Raw genomic sequence first — 17,272 nt, 5'->3', positions numbered from 1 at the left:
TCCGCTCACAGCGAGGCTCGCGCGACGCCGCGAACGGGAAGCGCTTCGGGGTCGGCTCGACGCTCCGCTCGCAGCGAGGCTCGAGCGACGCGACGAACGGGGAGCGCTCGCCGCCGGAGGACTCGCGGTGCAGGGCGCGCGTCACGACTCGTCGTCGTCCGGGAGCGCGGGGGGCCGCTCGATCATGCCGCGCTCCCACAGGTGATTTTCGATCGCCTGCATCAAGGGGAAGGTGCTGCGGCGGTCGAGCGCGGTGATGAAGAAGGTGTCGGGGCCGGCCTCGGCGCGGCGCACCGCCAGCTCCTCGGGCTCGAGGAGGTCGCACTTGTTGAAGACGAGCAGGCGCGGGACCTTGCCGGCGCCGAGGTCGCCGAGGATCGCCTCGACGGCGGCGCGCTGCTGGTCGCGGTCGGGGTCGCTGGCGTCGACCACGAGCAGCAGGAGGTCGGCGTCGGCGACCTCCTCGAGGGTGGCGCTGAACGCCTGCAGCAGCGCGGGGGGGAGGTCGCGGATGAAGCCGACGGTGTCGAGCAGGACGACCTCGCGGTCCTCGGGGAAGCGGATCCGCCGGACCGTGGGGTCGAGGGTGGCGAACAGCTTGTTCTCGGCCAGGACCTCGCTCTGGGTGACGGTGTTGAGCAGGCTCGACTTGCCGGCGTTGGTGTAGCCGACGATCGCGACCACCGGGACGTTGGTGCTGCGGCGCAGCGCGCGGCGCTGGTCGCGACGCTGGCGCAGCTCGTCGAGCCGGCGCGTGAGGGCGCCAATCCGCTCCTTGGCGCGGCGGCGATCGATCTCGAGCTTGGTCTCGCCGGGGCCGCGCCCGCCGATCCCGCCGGCCAGCCGCGACATCGCGGTGCCCTTGCCGACCATGCGCGGCAGCATGTAGCGCAGCTGGGCCAGCTCGACCTGCAGCTTGCCGTCGGCGCTGCGGGCGTGCTGGGCGAAGATGTCGAGGATCAGGGTGGTGCGGTCGATGACCTTGAGCTCGGTCTCCTCGGCGATCGCGTGCGCCTGCGACGGGGTGAGGTCGGGGTCGCAGATCAGGAGCTCGCAGTCCTGCTCGAGCGCGCGGACGATGACCTCGCGCAGCTTGCCCTGGCCGAAGAAGGTCCGCGGGTCGGGCTGCGGGCGCCGCTGGGTCACGAGGTCCATGAGCTGGATGCCGGCGGTGCGGCACAGCTCGCGCAGCTCGGCGATCCGCGCCGGGACCTCGGGGCCGCCGCCGTGGACCACCAGCGCGGTGGCCTTGGTGCCGCGCGCCTCGGCCCGCGCGTCGGTGGTAGCGGCGACCAGCCGGGCCTCGAGCTCGCGGATGAAGCCGGTAAAGTCGATCGGGAGGTCGGGCGCGCCGGGGGGCGGCGGGGTCTGCTCGTCCGGTCGCGTCGAGAGGTCGGGGCTGAGCGTCGAGACCGGGACGCGCGGCCAGGTCCGGATCGTGAACACCTCGGCGGCAGCGGGCGGGGCCGGGGTGAGGCTGGCGAGGTCGAGCTGGATGCCGGCGGGGCCGCGGTGGACGGCGGCGACGAGGTCGAGGCGCAGCTTGGCGAGGTCGGCCAGCTCTTCGCGCGAGAGCGGGTCGGGCACCAGGTGGGTGACGATCAGGCGGATGCCGCGGAGGCGGCCGAGCGCGCCGCGGACGCGGGCGAACTCCGGCAGGCTGAGGCTGTGCGCGTCGCCGAGGATGACGGCCTCGACCTGGCCGCGGCGGTCGATGAAGAGGCCGAGCTGGCGGTTCAGCTGGTGCGAGAGGTCGAGCAGGTCGCGGGCGAGCGCGGCCGAGACGACGCGATCGGCAGGCACGCGGCGCTCGCCGAGGCGTTGGAGCGCGCGCGACTGGCTGCTCTTGAGGTTGGCGGTGTCGCCGTGGAGACGGTCGGCGCTCAAGCGGTCGTTCCTCGAAGATGGCCCTCAGAACAGGTCATGTCGGGTCGTCGTCCTCGAGCAACTTGAGGCCGACGGCGAGGGCCTGCTGGGCCCGCTGGGCGGCGTCGCGGCGGCGGGCGAGCAGGCTCTCGGCGCGGTCGAGCTGGGCGCCGAGCTCGTCGACCTGGTGCTCGAGGCCGGCGATCCGGCGGGCGTTGTCGGCGGCGGCGTCGTCGGCCTGCGACCGGGTCTCGGCCAGCGCCGCCTGCAGCGAGGCGATCTCGCCGCGGGCGGTCTCCTCGGCCTGCGCGAGCGTCTGTTGCAGCTGCTGGATCTCCCGCCGCGCAGCCTCCTCGGTGGCGGCCAGCGTCTGGGTCAGCTGGCTGACCTGCAGGCGGGCGTTCTCCTCGGCCTCGATCAGCGCCTGCGACATGCGCTCGCGCTCCTGCTGGGCCTGGTCGCGCAGGCTGTTGAGCTGGCTCTGCAGCTGGGCGACGGCGGCGCGGTGGTCCTGCTCGCGCTCGTCGAGCTCGGCCTGGTGCTGGCGCGCGAGCGACTCGAGCGCGGCGACCCGCTCGGTCTCGGCGTCGGCGAGGGCGCGCTCCATCTCCTGGCGGTGGTGCTCGAGCTGCGACTCGAGGCCGGCGACGCTCTTGCGCGCGCCCTCGAAGCCGTCGACGAGGCTCGAGACCTGGCCGTTCGACTCGATGAGCTGGGCGGTGAGCCGGTCGCGCTCGCTCTCGAGCTCGGTGATCACGCCGGCCTGTATCTCGAGGCGCTGCTGAACCTCGGCGAGGGCGATGGCGGACTTGTCGCGGTCCTGCGCGGTCTGGGCGCGGAAAGCGGCGAACTCGGTCTCGGTCTCCTTGAGCTTCTTCTGCAGGACCTCGAGGCGGGTCTTGACGCCCTCCTCGCGCTTGAGCGCGGTCTGCTTGTCGCGCACCGCGGCCTCGATGTTCTCGCGCGACGACAGGATCTGCTCCTGGGCGGCGAGGACCTGGTTCTCGAGCTCGCTGATCTGGGCCTGCAGCTCGCGCTGGAGCTTCTTGGCGTCGACGATGGTGCGCTCGCGCGACTCGAGCTCGTCCTTGAGCGTGAGGATCTCGCGGCTGCGCGCGTTGAGCTGGCTCTTCAGCTGCAAGACCTCGCGCTGGGCCTTGAAGCCGCCGACGGCCATGGAGGCGTCGGACATCTCCCCGTCGGGCGGCGGCACGGCGCCGGAGCCCTCGCGCGGGATGGCCGAGGAGGGCTCGTCCTGGAGGGCGTTGAAGCCGTCGGCGAACTCCTGCTCGAAGGCCTGGCGGTTGTCGCCGGCGCGCGCGGGCGCGTCGCGCAGCTCGATCTCGAGGCGCTCTTTCGACCGGCCCGAGCGGGCCGGCTTGGCCGCCGGGGCCCGCCCCGCCGGCGCTGGGGGCCGCCTCGCCGCCCGGGGCGGCCTTGGCCTCGCCGATCGGCAGGACGGGGCGGATGGCGGCGACCAGGCGGCCCTCGTCGAGCGGCAGGCGCAGGTAGTCGTCGGCGTGGGTCTTGAGGTTGCGGTGCTGCTCGAACACGTCCTCGCTGACGTTCGAGGAGTACATGATGAGCGGGATCCGCTTGGTGTCCTCGTGGCGCCGCAGGCGGTTGCACACCGAGAAGCCGGAGGTCAGCGGCAGCTCGGCGCGCAAAAAGATGATGTCCGGCGCGGCCTGACGCGCGACGTTGACAGCCTCGGGCCCGTTCTCCGTGATCGTGAACTCGAAGCCGTAGGGGGCCAGGATGTTCTTGAGGGTTGCCGGGGTCTTGCCGTCCGCGTCGATGATCAGCGCTGAGTGCACGTGGGCCAAAATATCCGGCCTTGCTCGCTTCCACCAGGGGCGACGGGCCGGTCGCTGGCGGCCCGCATAACAATGTTCTACGGGGCGTCGCGGGATCCGCGGCGGACGCTTTCCGCGGCCTCGTCGCGCGGTCACCGCGAGCGCCGCGCGGCCGCTTCACGCGCTCGCAGGCAGGCAGGCGGCCACGGCGGCCAGGACGCGGGCGGGGTCGAAGGGCACGTGCAAGTAGGCGCTGGCGCGGGTCCGCAGCTTGCTGTGACCATCGAACACTTCGGGCGCGACGTCGCTGGCGTAGAGAATCAGGGGGATCGCGCGGGTGTCGTCGTCGCGTCGCAGGCGGTTGCACACCGCGAAGCCGGAGGTGCCCGGCAGCTCGACGCGCAGCAGCACCAGCGCCGGCGGCTCGGCCCGCACGCGCGCGACGGCCCGCTCGGGGTCGGCGAGCACGGCCGCCGGCAGCGAGCGGGCGGCGAGGATGGTCGCCAGCCGGATCGCCAGCCGCGGGTCGGCCTCGATGATCAGCGCGGACGACACCGCGCCGCACGGTAGCACGCGCCCCGGGGCGCCGACGAGGTCCGCGGGCGCTCGCTCGCCGGCGCCGCGGGGCCCGGCCGGCGCGCTCAGCCGCGCGAGGCCAGCAGCACCAGCGCGCCGGCGTGGTCGAGATCGACCTCGACCTGCATGCCGGCGCGGATCTGGCCGCGCAGGATCGCGTCGGCGAGCAGCGCCTCGACGCTGCGCGTAAGGACATGTCGCAAGGGACGTGCCCCAAGGGACATGTCTTTTCCGCACAGGCCGACGACGTGGCAAGTGGCGGCGTCGGTGAGGCGGTAGCGGATGCCGCGCTCGCGCAGCAGGCGGTCGGACGAGGCGCGGACCAGGCGGGCGCAGATCCGGGCCAGCTGGGCCTCGCCGAGCGGGTGGAGCACCAGCGGGGCCTCGATGCGGTTCCACAGCTCGACCGGGAAGGCGGCGCGGGCGGCCTCGAGCACGCGGGCCTCGTCGAGGCGGGCGTCGCCGGTGGCGTCGAGGCAGGTGGCGCCGAGGTTCGAGGTCATGACGATCGCGGCGTGGCGGAAGTCGATCGTGCGGCCGCGGCCGTCGGTCAGCCGGCCCTCGTCGAACACCTGCAGCAGCAGCTGGTGGACGTCGCGGTGGGCCTTCTCGATCTCGTCGAGCAGGACGACGCAGTGCGGCTGCTTGAGCAGCGGGTCGGTCAGCGCGCCGCCCTGCTCGTGGCCGACGTAGCCGGGCGGGGCGCCGACGATCCGCGCGACCGCGTGGGCCTCGGCGTACTCGCTCATGTCGAGGCGGACGAACGCGTCGGGGCGGTCGAACAGGGCCCCGCACAGGGCCTTGGCGATCTCGGTCTTGCCGACGCCGCTGGGGCCGAGCAGGAGGACGGTGGCGATCGGCCGCTGCGAGCCGAAGCCGGCGCGGTTCCTGCGGATCAGCTGGGAGATGGCCGACAGCGCGTGCTCGTGGCCGACGACCTTGCGCGCGAGCTCGGCCTCGAGCTCGAGCATGTCCTGGTGGCCCTGGCCCTCGAGGCGCTCGCGCGGGACGCCGCTGCGCTCGCAGACGATGTCGATCCAGGTGTCGCGCTGGACGGCGCCGCGGCCCTCGCGGGCGGTGCGGGCGCAGGCGAGGTCGAGCAGGTCGAGGCTGCGGCCGGGCTGGGCCAGGCCGGCGAGGAAGCGGTCGGCCAGGCGCACGAGCTCGGCCAGGCGGCTGCCTGACCCGAGAGACAGGCCGTGCTGGGCCAGCACCGCGGGCGCGCCGGCGGCCACGGCGGCGCGCAGGTCGTCGCCCTCGAGCGGGGCGAGGGTGACGAGGTCGAGCGCGGCGGTCAGGCCGGGCGCCCAGGCGCCGAGGCGGGCCTGACCCTCGGGCGAGGCGACGGCGACGATCGGCGGCTGTCCCGAAGACCAGGCCTTGGCGAGGGCGCCGAGCAGCGCCGGCGGGCCGTCGCCGCCGAGGCGATCGAGGTCGTCGAGGATGGCGACGCCGCCCTGCTTGGCGACGGCGGCGAGGTCGGCGCGCAGGCCGTCCTCGTCCTCGTAGCGGGTCGCGGACAGGTAGAAGACCGGCTGGTGCAGCAGGCCGGCCAGGTGCTTGGCGACCAGCGTGCGGCCGCTGCCGGCCGGGCCGACGAGCAGCGGCGGGCGCGGGGAGCGGCGCAGGACGGCGTCGGCCAGGCGCGCCAGCTCGCCCTCGCGGCCGTGCAGCGGCGGCAGGGCGGACGGATCGATCGGGACCAGGCGGTGATTGCGAGCCTCGGGCTGCGGGGCCGGAGCCGGGCGCGGCTCGGGTTCGACGGCGGTGGCGGCCTGCGGGCTCGTACCTGTCCGCGGGGACAGGGCCGCGGCGCGCCCGGGCCGCGGCTCCGGGCGCGCCAGCAGGCGCGGCTGCTCGCGCGTCGGCCGAAGGGCGCCGCGGGCGTCGGGCTGGTCTTCGGGCCAGGTGCGAGCGCGGGCGGGCTGGTCTTCGGGCCAGGTGCGGGCGCGGGCGGGCTGGTCTTCGGGCCAGGTGCGGTCGGCCGGGCGGGCGCGGGCGTCGTCGCCGGCGGGGCGGGCGGCGTCGAGGCGCAGCCGGGCGGGGTGGTCTTCGGGCCAGGTGCGGACGTCGGTCGGGCGGGCGGGCTCGAGGCGGACCCGCGGCTGGTCTTCGGGCCAGGGGCGAGCGCCGCCGCGGGTCGGCCGCGGGGCGTCGTCGGCGCGGGCGTTCGGGGTACGGACGGCCGGCTCGGTGGGCCGGCCGTCGGCGAGCGAGCGGCGCAGCGGGCGCTCGCCGCGGGCGGTCGACATGCGCTGCACGACCGGGCGGCGCGGTGTGGCTGTCTCTCCGGCCATGGCCGATGAGACATGGCGCACGGGACCTGTCCCGTTGAGCGCGGCCGCCTCGAGCGCGCGCAGGCGGTCGATCAGGAGCTTGCGCAGGGCGCCGCAGGCGGCGCCGGCCCGCTCGAGCAGCTGGTAGGCGTGCGAGTCGGCGGAGCGGACGAGGGCGAGCAGGAGATCGAGGTCGGGGTCGGCCGCGCGGCCGCCGCGCTGGGTGATCCGCAGACGCCAGTCGGCGGGCTCGGTCTCGACCTCGGCGTGCAGCTCGTCGACGAGGGCGCGCAGGCGGGCGACGTCGAGCCCGTGCGCGGCCAGGACGCCCTGGACGGACTCGGCGGCGCACAGCGAGAGCAGGAGCTCGCACGAGCAGCCGGCCCGCGGCCCGGCAGGCGAGGTTCGGCGCGAGCTGGTGCGCACGCCAGGCTCCGGGGGTCCGATCATGGAGCGACGCTACTCGCCGGGCGCCGGACCGCCAAAAAACCGGCAGACGGTCGACTTGCGAGGGCTGGCCGTTGTTCGCTACAAGGCCCGGGCGCCATGCGTAGGTTTCAGATCCTCGTCTGCGACGGGCCGAGCTGCGGCATCACCCACGAGAGCGACCGCCTGGTGACGCTGCTCAAGGCGGGGATCGCGGCCGACCCGGAGCTCAAGACCCGCTGCCACGTGGCGGCCTTCAACTGCTTCGGGCGCTGCAGCGAGGGCCCCAACGTGTTCGTGCGGCCGCTGGCCCCCAACGAGAAGGGCGAAGACGAGCCGCGTGAGGTGAGCGGGCTCGGCTTTTATCCGGGTATGACCGAGGAGAAGGTCGCGACGATCCTCGAGCGCCACGCCGGCGAGGGCACGCCGGTCGCCGAGTGGGTCGAGGAGTACTGAGGCGGGCGGCGCGGTCGCCGGTCTTCATGTCGCCGGCGCCGGGGGCGTCGCGGTGCAGGCGCGCCCGCTGCTCAGGCCCGGGCCCGCGGGCGCGGCTGCCTCGTACCGCTCGGCTGCGCACTCACCTGTCCTCGGGGACATGCTCAGGCATCCCGAGGCGGGATGCCCTCGGGGACATGTGATGCGCGCGGGCCCGCGGGCCCATGGAGGGCGCCCGCGCGAGCGGACAGAGCTGCCCTGACGCGCGGGCGCGGAGGCGGCGATCAGCCGACGCTCTCGATCACCGGCGACCAGAACAGGCACTCGTCGCCGGGCTGCTCGCCGCGGGCGTACGCGCCGAGCTTGCAGCGGTCGCCGCGCAGGACGTCGATGGTGCGGACCAGGACGTCCATCGGCACGTCGCCCTCGGCGGTGATCGTCACGGTCGACTCGGCCGGGAACAGGTGCTTGAGATCGCGGGCGGCGGCGGCGAGGGCGGCGTAGTCGTAGTCGCCGCCGTTCAGGGGGATCGCGCCGGGGCCGGCGTCGGCGCCGCCGGAGCGGGTGCGGAAGCCGTCGCGGCCGATGGCGACCTTGAAGCCGAGCTCGGGCTGGGTCGGGTTCTGCGGCTGCGAGACGGGGTGGCTGACGGTGCGGGGCACGGCGACCGTGATCTGGGCCATGCTGGCGAACTCCATCGCCAGGAGCAGGGCGGGGATCAGCAAGAACATCACGTTCATGACGGGCAGGAGGTCGGCGTTGACGGTCTCTTCCTCGGTCGGCTTGCGGGTGGGCACGGCGGGATCCTCCACGGACATGCGGCTGTCGAATAGGACATGTCGCGACGGACAGCGCGGCCGCACACCGACCGCACGCGTCGCTTCGGACAGGCAGACAGCGCCGCCCCGAAGAGGTTCCCGAGGAATATTCACCGGCCCTCGCGCGTGACCGCGATCTTCGGCTGCAGGTCAGGTGAGGCGGGTGACGACGTCGGCGTGGGCCGGGAAGGCGCGGACGAGCGCGTCGCGGTCGGCGAACTCGAGGTCGGCGAATTCGAAGCCCGGCGCGACGGTGCAGCTGACCAGCGCCCACCCGCCCGGTCGCTCGACCTCGGCGCCGAACCACGCGCCCGCGGCGACCCACTGCTGCGGAGCTTCGCCCGCCGCCAGGTCGAGCCCCAGGCGCAGGACGCTGTGCCCGCCTGCGGCGAAGACGTGGACCTGGAGCCCGTCGCCGGCGTGGAAGTGCCACAGCTCGTCGCTGCGGATCCGGTGCAGGCGCGAGCGCTCGCCGTGGCGCAGCAAGTAGTAGATCGCCGTCGAGGCCGACCGCGATGCGCCCTCGCGCGTGACGGCGAGCGCGGCCCGGTAGGTCTCGCGGTAGTGCCCGCCCTCCGGGTGCGGGACGAGGTGAAGCGCGTCGATCCAGCCCTGAGCGTCGTGCGGCACGCCGGGAGCGTAGCGCGTCCGCGCGCCGAGCGGGGCCTCCTTTCCAGGCGAAGGACGCGAGCAAGACCCGATGTTTTGCGCTGGCCGCTGGTCTCCGCGAAAACGCGACCATCCCAAGGATGTCTCGAAGGACAGCCCCGCGCCGAGCCCCCGAGATCCAAGTGTCCCGAAGGACAGATTCAAAGCTGCGGCGCAGCCACCCCGGGTCGCGTCGGGCCCATGCGGCGGGCCGCGAGGATCTGCTCGCGCGTGCCGACCACCGCGAGGACGTCGTTGTGCTGCAGCGGCGCGTTGGGATCGATCGCCAGCGGCGCCTCGCCGCGCAGCCACTCGACCACCGTCGCGCCGGTCTGCGAGCGCAGCGCCAGGTCGGCGAGCGTGCGGCCGGCCCAGCGGCGGCCGACGACGATGTGGTCCAGGATCATGCCCTTGCCGAGCCCGACCTCGTGGCCGTGGACCGCGCCGCCGGTCGTGTGCATGTGGACCGCCTCTTCCTGCTGGCCGAGCACCTTGTCGCTGTAGTGGGCGAGCAGGTCGCCGCGCCGGAGCACGCCGACGAGGCGGCGCTCGTGATCGACGACCGGCAGGACCTCCGCGCTCGAGCGGGCCGAGGCCAGCATCGCGCCGGCGAGGGTGTCGGTCGGGTAGAGCAGCGCGAGCTGGACGTCGGTCATCAGGTCGCGAGCCGCGGCGTCGGCCGGGACGTCGCCGTGCAGGACCCGCTTGGCCAGCAGGTCGGCGTCGATCCAGCCGACCACCGCGCCGGTGTCGTCGACCACGAACGGCGAGCGGCCCTCGTCGAGGGCGACGCGCCGGACCTCGGCGGCGCCTGTCCCTTCAGACAGGGTGCGCGGCGGCGGTTGCATGAGGTCGGCGACGTGGCCGCGCTTCATGACCTCGACCTCGGCCTCGTGGCCGAGCACCACGCCCTGCTGGTGGAGGATCTCCTGGAACAGGCTGCGCGGCGACATCCGGCGGGCGACGAACACCGCGAGGATGCAGCCGAGCATCAGCGGGAGGATGAGCTCGTAGTCCCGGGTGAGCTCGAAGATCATCACGATCGGCGTCAGCGGGGCCTGCATGGTGGCGGCGAAGATCGCCCCCATGCCGACGAGCGCGTAGGCGGCGGTCGACTCGGCGCCCGGGCCGAGCGCGAAGTGGGCGACCGCGCCGACCACGGTGCCGAGGCAGGCGCCGATGTACAGGGAGGGCGTGAACACGCCGCCGAAGCCGCCGCTGCCGACGGTCAGCGCGGTGGCGACGAGCTTGAGGCCGAGCAGCGCCAGCGCGAGCTGCCAGCCGAGGCGGCCCTGCAGCGCCTCGTTGATGGTGGGGAGACCGCCGCCGAGGACGTCGTTGGAGACGACGGCGGCGAGCAGGCCGACGCCGAAGGCGCCGAGCGCCGGCTTGAGCAGGACGGGGGCCTTCAGGTTCTGAAACCACTTGGTGGTGCCGATCACCGCGCGGCCCATCAGCGTGCCGAGCACGCCGGCCAGCGCGGCGAGGGCGATGAACAGGCCCATCTCGACGAGCATGGCGTCGCCGTGCTGGACTGTCGTAAAGGTCAGGTGCTCGCCGCGGATCGCGTGCGAGGTGAAGGTGCCCGCCACCGCGGCGACGATCAGCGGCACGAACACCGACATGGTGCCGATGTTGCCGCCGATGGCGCCGCCGAACACGATCTCGACGGTGAACACGACGCCCGCCAGCGGGGCGTTGAAGGCCGCCGCGAGGCCGCCGGCGCACCCGGCCCCGACCATCGCCAGGTGCCAGCGCATGCGCAGGCCGAAGAAGCGGGCGAGGACGCTGCCGACGGCCGCGCCGATCGCCACGCTCGGACCCTCGTGCCCGCACGAGCCGCCGCTGCCGATCGTGATGCCGGTGCCGACGCCGGCGATCACGGCCTGGCGCCCGCGGATCGTGCCCTGCCGGCGCGTGATGGCCTCGATGACGGCGGGGATGCCCATCACCAGCGGCTGCTGGATGATCCGCCGCAGCACGAAGTGCAGGCCGCCGGCCGCGAGCCCGCCGAGCACCGGGACGCCGATGACCGCGGCCCAGCGGACGAGGGCGCTGCTCTCCTCCGGCCGCGGGAACAGGCGGAAGGCGTACTCGATCCACGCCAGCAAGGCGCCGGCCGCGACGCCGCTGGTGGTGCCGACCACCGCGGCCATGACGATGAGGAAGACGTGGTCGTCGCGGACCACCCGCGCGAGCTGCTGGCCCATGAGCAGGCCGAGGCGGGCCCACAGGCGCATCAGCACGGTGCCGTGCGGCAGCGCGTCGAAGAAGCCGGTCGTCTCGGCGCTGGCGAGCCGGTGCGCGCCGGTGAGGCGCGTCGCGTTCGCATGGCCGGGGGCCGCGGCGGGGTCGGGGGGCGAACCTCGCGCGGGCGCTGGGGGCTCCGTCTCGGGCACGGGGATCCGACAATAACAAAATCGCCGCGGCGGGCGCGAGCCGGCGCAAGCTGTCCTGCAGGACAGGTGCAATGGACGGATGGTCTTGGGGACAGGTCGAGACCGCGCGGCCGCGCTCGGACGGCTGGCAACGGCCGTGTGGCTCGCCGGCGACGCGGAGGTCGCTTGGCAAGGAGCCGCTTAACACCCGGAGGGAGGACACCTGCCAGGCCGCAGGCAGCGCAGGATCTCGCGCGACCGTCGCCCGGCGGACACCCGGCGTGACGACGTCCCGCGAACGGTCGCAGCCAGAGGAGGATCGATCGCAGCGGCGGGCTCAGGCCCGGCGAGCGGCGCTCGCGGCGGTGCGGAGCTCATGCAGGCGCGGCGAACGGGCGCAGCGCTCATGGCGAGGCGGAGCCGATGCCGGCAGCAGCGGCTCAGGCGCGGCGAGCGGCCCACGCGGCCGCCGCCCCGGCTTCGGCCGCGAGTCGAGCGTTGCGACGGCAGTCGAAGCGCGACGCGACGATCGCGGCGGTCTCGCGATCGTCGCGTCGCCGCGCTAGTTCTTGATCGCCTGGGTGTGCGAGGCGAGCGCCTCGGCGAGGCCGGGGACGATGTCGGCGCCGACCGGGACGGTGATGCTCGAGCCGGTCAGGTCCTTGCCGATCGGCTCGACGCGGCCGCCGAGGCAGGTGCCGAGGAAGCCCTCGGCCGCGGCGGTGTAGGCCTTGCTGTTCTCCGAGCGGGCGAAGCCGTGGCCCTCGTCGGGGAACAGCAGGTAGGTGACGGGGATCTTCTTGGTCTTCATGGCCTCGACGATCTGGTCGCTCTCGGCCTGCTTCACCCGCGGGTCGTTGGCGCCCTGGGCGATGAGCAGCGGCTTCTTGATCTTGTCGACGTGGGTGATCGGCGAGCGGTCGAGCAGCTTCTGCTTGCCCTCCTCGGTGCGCGGGTCGCCGACGCGGAGGTACCACTGCTGCATGAAGCTGGCCCAGTAGGCGGGGAAGGTGTTGAACAGGGTGATCAGGTTGGAGGGGCCGACGACGTCGACGCCGCACTTGAACGTGTCGGGCGTGAAGGTCAGGCCGACCAGGGTCGCGTAGCCGCCGTAGCTGCCGCCCATGATCGCGACCTGGTCGGCGGTGGTGACGCCCTGCTTGACCGCCCAGTTCACGGCGTCGACCAGGTCCTCGTGCATCTTGCCGGCCCACTCGAAGTTGGACTTGTTGACGAATTCCTTGCCGAAGCCGGTCGAGCCGCGATAGTTGACCTGCAGCACCGCGTAGCCGCGGTTGGCCAGCCATTGCGGCGTGGACGAGTAGCCGTAGGTGTCGCGCGCCCACGGGCCGCCGTGGACGTAGAGGACCAGCGGCGCGGGCTTGTTCGGCTTGCCGTCCTGCTCGGGGTCGGACTGGTGCGGCAGGGTCAGGTAGCTGACGAGCGTGAGGCCGTCGCGCGCGGGGACCTCCTGCGGCCACTGCTTGACCAGCGGCTTGCCGTCGAGCGCCGGGCGGGCCGAGAACAGCTTCGTCAGCTCGCCGCTGCCGCGGGCGTAGCGGTAGTAGACCGCCGGCGCCTCGGCGGCCGAGTAGGCGACGATCCAGGTCTGGTCGTCGAGGGTGCTGGAGGTGACGCCGATGACGCCGGGCCCGATCGCCTTGAGCTTCTCGAGGTCGCGGGTGATGCCGTCGTCGAGCGCCTTCCACTCCTCGCGCAGGTAGTTGGTGGCGACCGCCCGCACCGCGCCGGTGCGCGGGTCGGTCAGCGCCCCGCTGATGTCGGCGCGCGGGTCCTCGAGCAGCAGCTTCTTCTCGCCGCTCGCGAGGTCGACGGCGTACAGGGCGACGGTGTCGCGGTTGCGAGAGTCTCGCAGGTGCAGGGTCTTGCCGTCGGTCGTGATGTTGCCGAAATGGGTGCTCAGCGCGTCGTCGAACGGGATCTGCTCGAACGGCTTCCAGCCGCCCTTGCCGTCGGGTTGCAGGACGTCGATGCCGCCGTCGTCGCGCGCGCGCGTGGCCAGGCGCACCTTGAGCTCGGGGTCGGTGATGTAGCCGGCGATCTTCTGATCGTTGCGCTCGACCAGGGTCCGCTTGCCGGTCGCCAGGTCGACGCGGTAGAGGTCGTGCCACTGTTGATCGCGGTCGTTCATGCCGACGAGCACGACGTCGGGATGGAGGTGGCTGACGCCGTTGACGCTGGCGCGCGTCTTCGGGTAGGGCGTGAGGTCGCGGCTCTCGCCGGTCTTGAGGTCGAGCGCGTGGAGATGGAAGTCCTCGTCGCCGCCGGTGTCGCGCAGGTAGAGCAGCGTGTCGGGGCGGTAGGACCAGAAGTACTGGGTGATGCCGCGCGCCTTGTCGGCGGTGACGGCCCGACCCTTGGCCGCGTCGTCGGCCGGCGCGACGTGGACGTTGAGCACGCCGTCGACCGGCGCGACCCAGCTGAGGTGCTTGCCGTCGGGGCTGATCTGGACGTTGACGCGCTCGGGGTTGCCGAACAGAAGCTCGCGCGGGATGAGCTCGGGCTCCGGGGCCGCGGGCGCGCTGGTCGGCGGCGGCGTGGCGGCCTTGGGCGCCGGCGGAGCGGCCTTCCCGTGGTCGGAGGGCCCGGGCGGGCTACAGGCGGGAGCGACGGCGAGGCCGAGGGACAGGAGCAGGAATCGACGCATTCGGGTCCTCCAAAAGGGTTCGTTCGGGCGACGCTTTGGAATCCCATCGTCGCAGGTTGGATTCACGGCCTGGATGAAATGTGACGGAATCGGAGGGGCGGAAACGCGCGCGAATGGGGCGGGTCCGGCGACCTCAGCCGCTCCGATGCGACGATCGCCGCTGCCCCGCCGCGAATGCGCATTGTGTTTCGTCGGCCGGCGATCGCCCGCGGTCGATCACACTGTCGACAATCGCCGTCCGCCTCAGCCCTTCACGCCGCCGGCGGTGAGGCCGGCGATGAGGTGGCGCTGGGCGATGTAGAAGAGGATCATCACCGGGATCGAGACGATCAGCGAGCCGGCGGCGAACTTGGGCCAGTCGGCGCTGAACTCGGAGATGTAGCGCTGCAGGACCACGGGGACGGTGTACATCTCCTCGCGCCCGAGCATGGTGTGCGCCAGCACGAACTCGTTGTAGGCGCTCATGAAGGCGAACAGGGCGGTGACGGCGATCGCCGGGCGAGCGGCAGGCAGGACGACCTTGCGGAAGGCCTCGAAGCGGGTGGCGCCGTCGACCATGGCGGCCTCCTCGAGGTCGCGCGGGATGGTCTCGAAGGCGCCGCGCAATTGGAAGATGGCGAACGGCACGGCGGTGGTGGCGTAGCAGAGGACCAGGCCCGAGCGGGTGCCGAGCAGACCGAGGCCGTCGAGGATGATGTAGAGGGGGATCGCGCTGGCGACCGCCGGGAACATCTGCGTGGCCAAAAGGGCCCGCACGCCGCCCTCCTTGCCGACGAAGTCGAAGCGGGCCAGGGCGTAGGCGGTCGGCACGGCGATGACGACGCCGACCAGGGCGGTGGCGAGGCTGATGACGATCGAGTTGGCGAGCTGCAGGCCGAACAGCCAGCGGTCGGGCTCGCCCGGGACCTCGAGGGTCGAGAAGGCGACGCCGCGCAGGTGCTCGAGGGTCGGCTCGAGCGGGACCGGCAAGACCCGCGGGGTCGGCTCGACCGCGCCGGAGAAGGCCAGCGAGACGACCCACAGCAGCGGATAGAGCGCGAACGCGACGGCGACGACGAGCAGCAGGTGGGCGCCGATCGACTCGGCGAGGCTGACCTTTCGACCCTGTCCCGAAGGACTCATCGCCCGGCCTCCTTGCGCGCCAGCCAGGCGGGCAGGCGGGTGGTGACGAGCAGGAGCAGGAAGATCAGGACGGCGTAGGCGGCGGCGTAGCCGTACTGGGCCTCGCGGGTGAAGGCCCAGCGGTACGCCTCGCTGACGAGGATGTCGGTCGAGCCGTCGGGGTCGCCGCCCGAGACGAGGAAGACGACGTTGAACATGTTGAAGGTCCAGATCGCGCCGAGCGTGACGGCCGGGGCGAGGGCCGGGCGGATCATCGGCAGGGTGACGCGCGTCAGCCGTTGCCAGCGGGTGGCGCCGTCGACCTCGGCGGCCTCGAGCACGTCGGCGGGCACGGCCGTGAGCGCGCCGAGCGTGACGACCATCATGAAGGGGAAGCCGAGCCACACGTTGGTGGCGACGTTGGCGGCGAAGGCGGTGGCGAAGCGCGAGAACCAGGCGATCGGCTCGATGCTGGTGCCGAACCAGTCGTTGACCGCGTGGATCAGGCCGGTGACGGCGCCGAACTGCTGGTGGAACATGCCCTTCCACGCCAGGGCGGTGACGTAGCTCGGCACGGCCCAGGGGAGGATCAGGAGCACGCGGTAGAGCGCGCGCAGGCGCAGGGTCGGGCGCGACAGGACGAGGCCGAGCGCGAGGCCGATGCCGAGGTGGAGGACGACGTTGACGGCCGTCCACAGGAAGGTGACGAGGAGGACGAACCAGAACGAGCCGGTGGCGAGCAGCGGGCCGCCGCGGGCGGTGAGGATCTCGACGAAGTTGGCGAGGCCGACGTAGTAGCCCTCGCCCGGGCGGCCGGCGAACAGCGAGGTGGCGGCGCCGACGATCAGCGGGACGAACACCAAAAGGCCGACGACGACGACGCTGTGCGCGACGTAGCGGTAGGCCGGCAACGAGGCGCGGAGGGCCCGGCGGGCCTCGGGGTCGCGGGCGCGGCGGACCAGGTGGAAGGCGACGAGCAGCATGCCGAGGCCGAGCACCAGCAGGGCGGGGGTCGGCGAGGCGGCGGCGGGCGGCGGGCGGCGGACGTCGGCGAAGCGACGGGCGGCCTCGGCGAGCGCGTCGTCGGGCCCCGCCTGGCCGCGCAGGACCTTGCGGATCGCGCGGAAGGCCGGCTCCCAGGTCGAGCGCATGGCCGGGTCGGCGGACATCGGCTCGGCCAGCTCGGCCTGGGCGCGGAAGCCGGCGAGGACCGGGTTGTCCTCGGGGACAGGTACGTCTGTCCTGACGGACAGGGTGCCGGCGAGGCGCTGGCGCAGCGCGGCCGCCTCGGCGCTGCCGAGCGCGCGGGCCAGCGCGAGCGCGGCCGGGGAGGCGGCCCCCTGCGGCGACAGCATGGCGGCCTCGACGGTCAGCGGCGGGCGCATCGGCAGGCCGGTCTCGCCGACTTTCGGCAGCGGCACGACGCGCCAGGGGAACTCGACGCCGGCGAGCTGACCGACGAGCCACGGGCCGCTGATGGCGAAGGCGGCGCGACCGGAGCGGAACAGGTCGCTGACGAGGGCGCCGTCGGCGTCGCGCGGGACGGCGCCGCGATCGACGAGCTCTTTCGCGAACGCGAGCGAGCGCGCGGCGGCGGGGCCGACGAAGCCGAAGCGGGCGTCGCCTTCGAGCATGCGCCCGCCGAAGGCGGCCAGCAGCGGCATGTGGCCGTAGGCGCTCTGGGCCTCGTAGGCCAGCGGGTAGACGCCGGCGGGCAGCTTCAGGGCGGCGATGTCCTCGAGGGTGCCCGGGACGCGGTCGACGAGGCTGGCGTTGACGAACAGCGCGACCGACTTGGCGCTCAGCGGGACGCCCCAGCGCGCGCCGTCCTGGGTGACCGCGGCCAGCGACTGCGCGGTGTAGACGGCGTCGGGCTCGAGCGCGGGCCCGGCGTCGCCGACGAGGGCGCGCTGGCGGTAGTCGCCGAGGCGCTCGTGCGAGTCGATGAAGACGTGCGGGCCCTGACCGCGCGGGATGGTGGCCGCGAGCTTGCTGCCGAAGCTCTCGTGGGCGACCGCCAGCAGCTCGACGCGGTGGCCGGTGCGGGCGGAGAATTCTTCGACGATCGCCACCAGCGCGGCCGCCTCGGCGTCGCGGTAGGCGTGCCACAGCCGCAGCTCGCCGGCCCGCGCGAGCGCGGGCGCGAGGGCGGCGAGGAGCGCGAACAGGGCGCCGAAGACCCGCGCGCCGGCGCGAGCCGACAGGCGAGCCGCAGCGCGCCTCAGCACGCGGACCTCACGGACATGTCGCTTGAGACATGTGCGAGTGGACATGCCTTTGAGAA

General features: G+C 73.5%; 11 protein-coding genes and 1 pseudogene. 1 reads left to right on the top strand and 11 read right to left on the bottom strand.

Annotated features, from left to right (window positions below; genetic code table 11):
- Positions 1-141: 141 nt before the first annotated feature.
- The 5 genes and pseudogenes from hflX to NAEX_RS02060 all read right to left on the bottom strand — a co-directional run bounded on the left by hflX (position 142) and on the right by NAEX_RS02060 (position 6,964).
- A complete protein-coding gene (hflX, locus tag NAEX_RS02080) occupies positions 142-1,887 on the bottom strand; it encodes a GTPase HflX (protein ID WP_096325847.1) in 1,746 nt (581 codons plus the stop codon).
- A gap of 34 nt (positions 1,888-1,921) precedes the next feature.
- Positions 1,922-3,058, bottom strand: a complete 1,137-nt coding sequence (locus NAEX_RS02075; protein ID WP_143825499.1) for a coiled-coil domain-containing protein — start codon at positions 3,056-3,058, stop codon at positions 1,922-1,924.
- Between the two features lie 331 nt (positions 3,059-3,389).
- Positions 3,390-3,683: pseudogene (locus NAEX_RS54325) on the bottom strand (response regulator); the annotation flags it as partial.
- A 156-nt stretch (positions 3,684-3,839) separates the two neighbouring features.
- Positions 3,840-4,217, bottom strand: a complete 378-nt coding sequence (locus NAEX_RS49445) for a response regulator (RefSeq protein ID WP_170135383.1) — start codon at positions 4,215-4,217, stop codon at positions 3,840-3,842.
- An 86-nt stretch (positions 4,218-4,303) separates the two neighbouring features.
- Entirely contained in the window at positions 4,304-6,964 is a 2,661-nt protein-coding gene (locus tag NAEX_RS02060) for an AAA family ATPase (protein WP_143141200.1), read from the bottom strand.
- A 96-nt stretch (positions 6,965-7,060) separates the two neighbouring features.
- On the opposite strand from NAEX_RS02060, the gene NAEX_RS02055 reads away from it, so the two are divergent.
- Positions 7,061-7,396, top strand: a complete 336-nt coding sequence (locus NAEX_RS02055; protein ID WP_096325843.1) for a (2Fe-2S) ferredoxin domain-containing protein — start codon at positions 7,061-7,063, stop codon at positions 7,394-7,396.
- A gap of 263 nt (positions 7,397-7,659) precedes the next feature.
- Here the strand turns inward: NAEX_RS02055 and NAEX_RS02050 are convergent, their stop codons facing one another.
- The 6 genes from NAEX_RS02050 to NAEX_RS02025 form a co-directional block, all read right to left on the bottom strand.
- Positions 7,660-8,172, bottom strand: a complete 513-nt coding sequence (locus NAEX_RS02050) for a biopolymer transporter ExbD (protein WP_170135382.1) — start codon at positions 8,170-8,172, stop codon at positions 7,660-7,662.
- 171 nt (positions 8,173-8,343) lie between these two features.
- On the bottom strand, positions 8,344-8,823 hold the full coding sequence (locus tag NAEX_RS02045; RefSeq protein ID WP_096325841.1) for a cupin domain-containing protein: 480 nt from the start codon (positions 8,821-8,823) through the stop codon (positions 8,344-8,346).
- A 179-nt stretch (positions 8,824-9,002) separates the two neighbouring features.
- On the bottom strand, positions 9,003-11,240 hold the full coding sequence (locus NAEX_RS02040; RefSeq protein WP_096325840.1) for a chloride channel protein: 2,238 nt from the start codon (positions 11,238-11,240) through the stop codon (positions 9,003-9,005).
- A 541-nt stretch (positions 11,241-11,781) separates the two neighbouring features.
- Complete coding sequence (locus NAEX_RS02035) at positions 11,782-13,887, bottom strand: S9 family peptidase (protein WP_096325839.1); 2,106 nt, start codon at positions 13,885-13,887, stop codon at positions 11,782-11,784.
- A gap of 243 nt (positions 13,888-14,130) precedes the next feature.
- The gene (locus tag NAEX_RS02030; RefSeq protein WP_096325838.1) at positions 14,131-15,009 is read right to left on the bottom strand and encodes a sugar ABC transporter permease; all 879 of its coding nucleotides are present in this window, start codon (positions 15,007-15,009) and stop codon (positions 14,131-14,133) included.
- Positions 15,006-17,261, bottom strand: a complete 2,256-nt coding sequence (locus NAEX_RS02025; protein ID WP_096325837.1) for an extracellular solute-binding protein — start codon at positions 17,259-17,261, stop codon at positions 15,006-15,008. The genes NAEX_RS02030 and NAEX_RS02025 overlap by 4 nt, the downstream gene beginning before the upstream one ends.
- Positions 17,262-17,272 lie beyond the last annotated feature (11 nt).

Source organism: Nannocystis exedens, from assembly GCF_002343915.1.
GTDB lineage: Bacteria > Myxococcota_A > Polyangia > Nannocystales > Nannocystaceae > Nannocystis > Nannocystis exedens.
The sequence above is the reverse complement of the archived record's forward strand: the minus strand, read 5'-3'. Positions and strand labels throughout refer to the sequence as shown.

Bases quoted from the DNA above. Each gene is read 5' to 3' on its own strand.
- NAEX_RS02055 (WP_096325843.1), top strand. From the start codon at position 7,061: ATGCGTAGGTTTCAGATCCTCGTCTGCGACGGGCCGAGCTGCGGCATC.
- NAEX_RS02030 (WP_096325838.1), bottom strand. From the start codon at position 15,009: ATGAGTCCTTCGGGACAGGGTCGAAAGGTCAGCCTCGCCGAGTCGATC.
- NAEX_RS02025 (WP_096325837.1), bottom strand. From the start codon at position 17,261: ATGTCCACTCGCACATGTCTCAAGCGACATGTCCGTGAGGTCCGCGTG.
- NAEX_RS02035 (WP_096325839.1), bottom strand. From the start codon at position 13,887: ATGCGTCGATTCCTGCTCCTGTCCCTCGGCCTCGCCGTCGCTCCCGCC.
- NAEX_RS02060 (WP_143141200.1), bottom strand. From the start codon at position 6,964: ATGATCGGACCCCCGGAGCCTGGCGTGCGCACCAGCTCGCGCCGAACC.
- NAEX_RS02075 (WP_143825499.1), bottom strand. From the start codon at position 3,058: ATGTCCGACGCCTCCATGGCCGTCGGCGGCTTCAAGGCCCAGCGCGAG.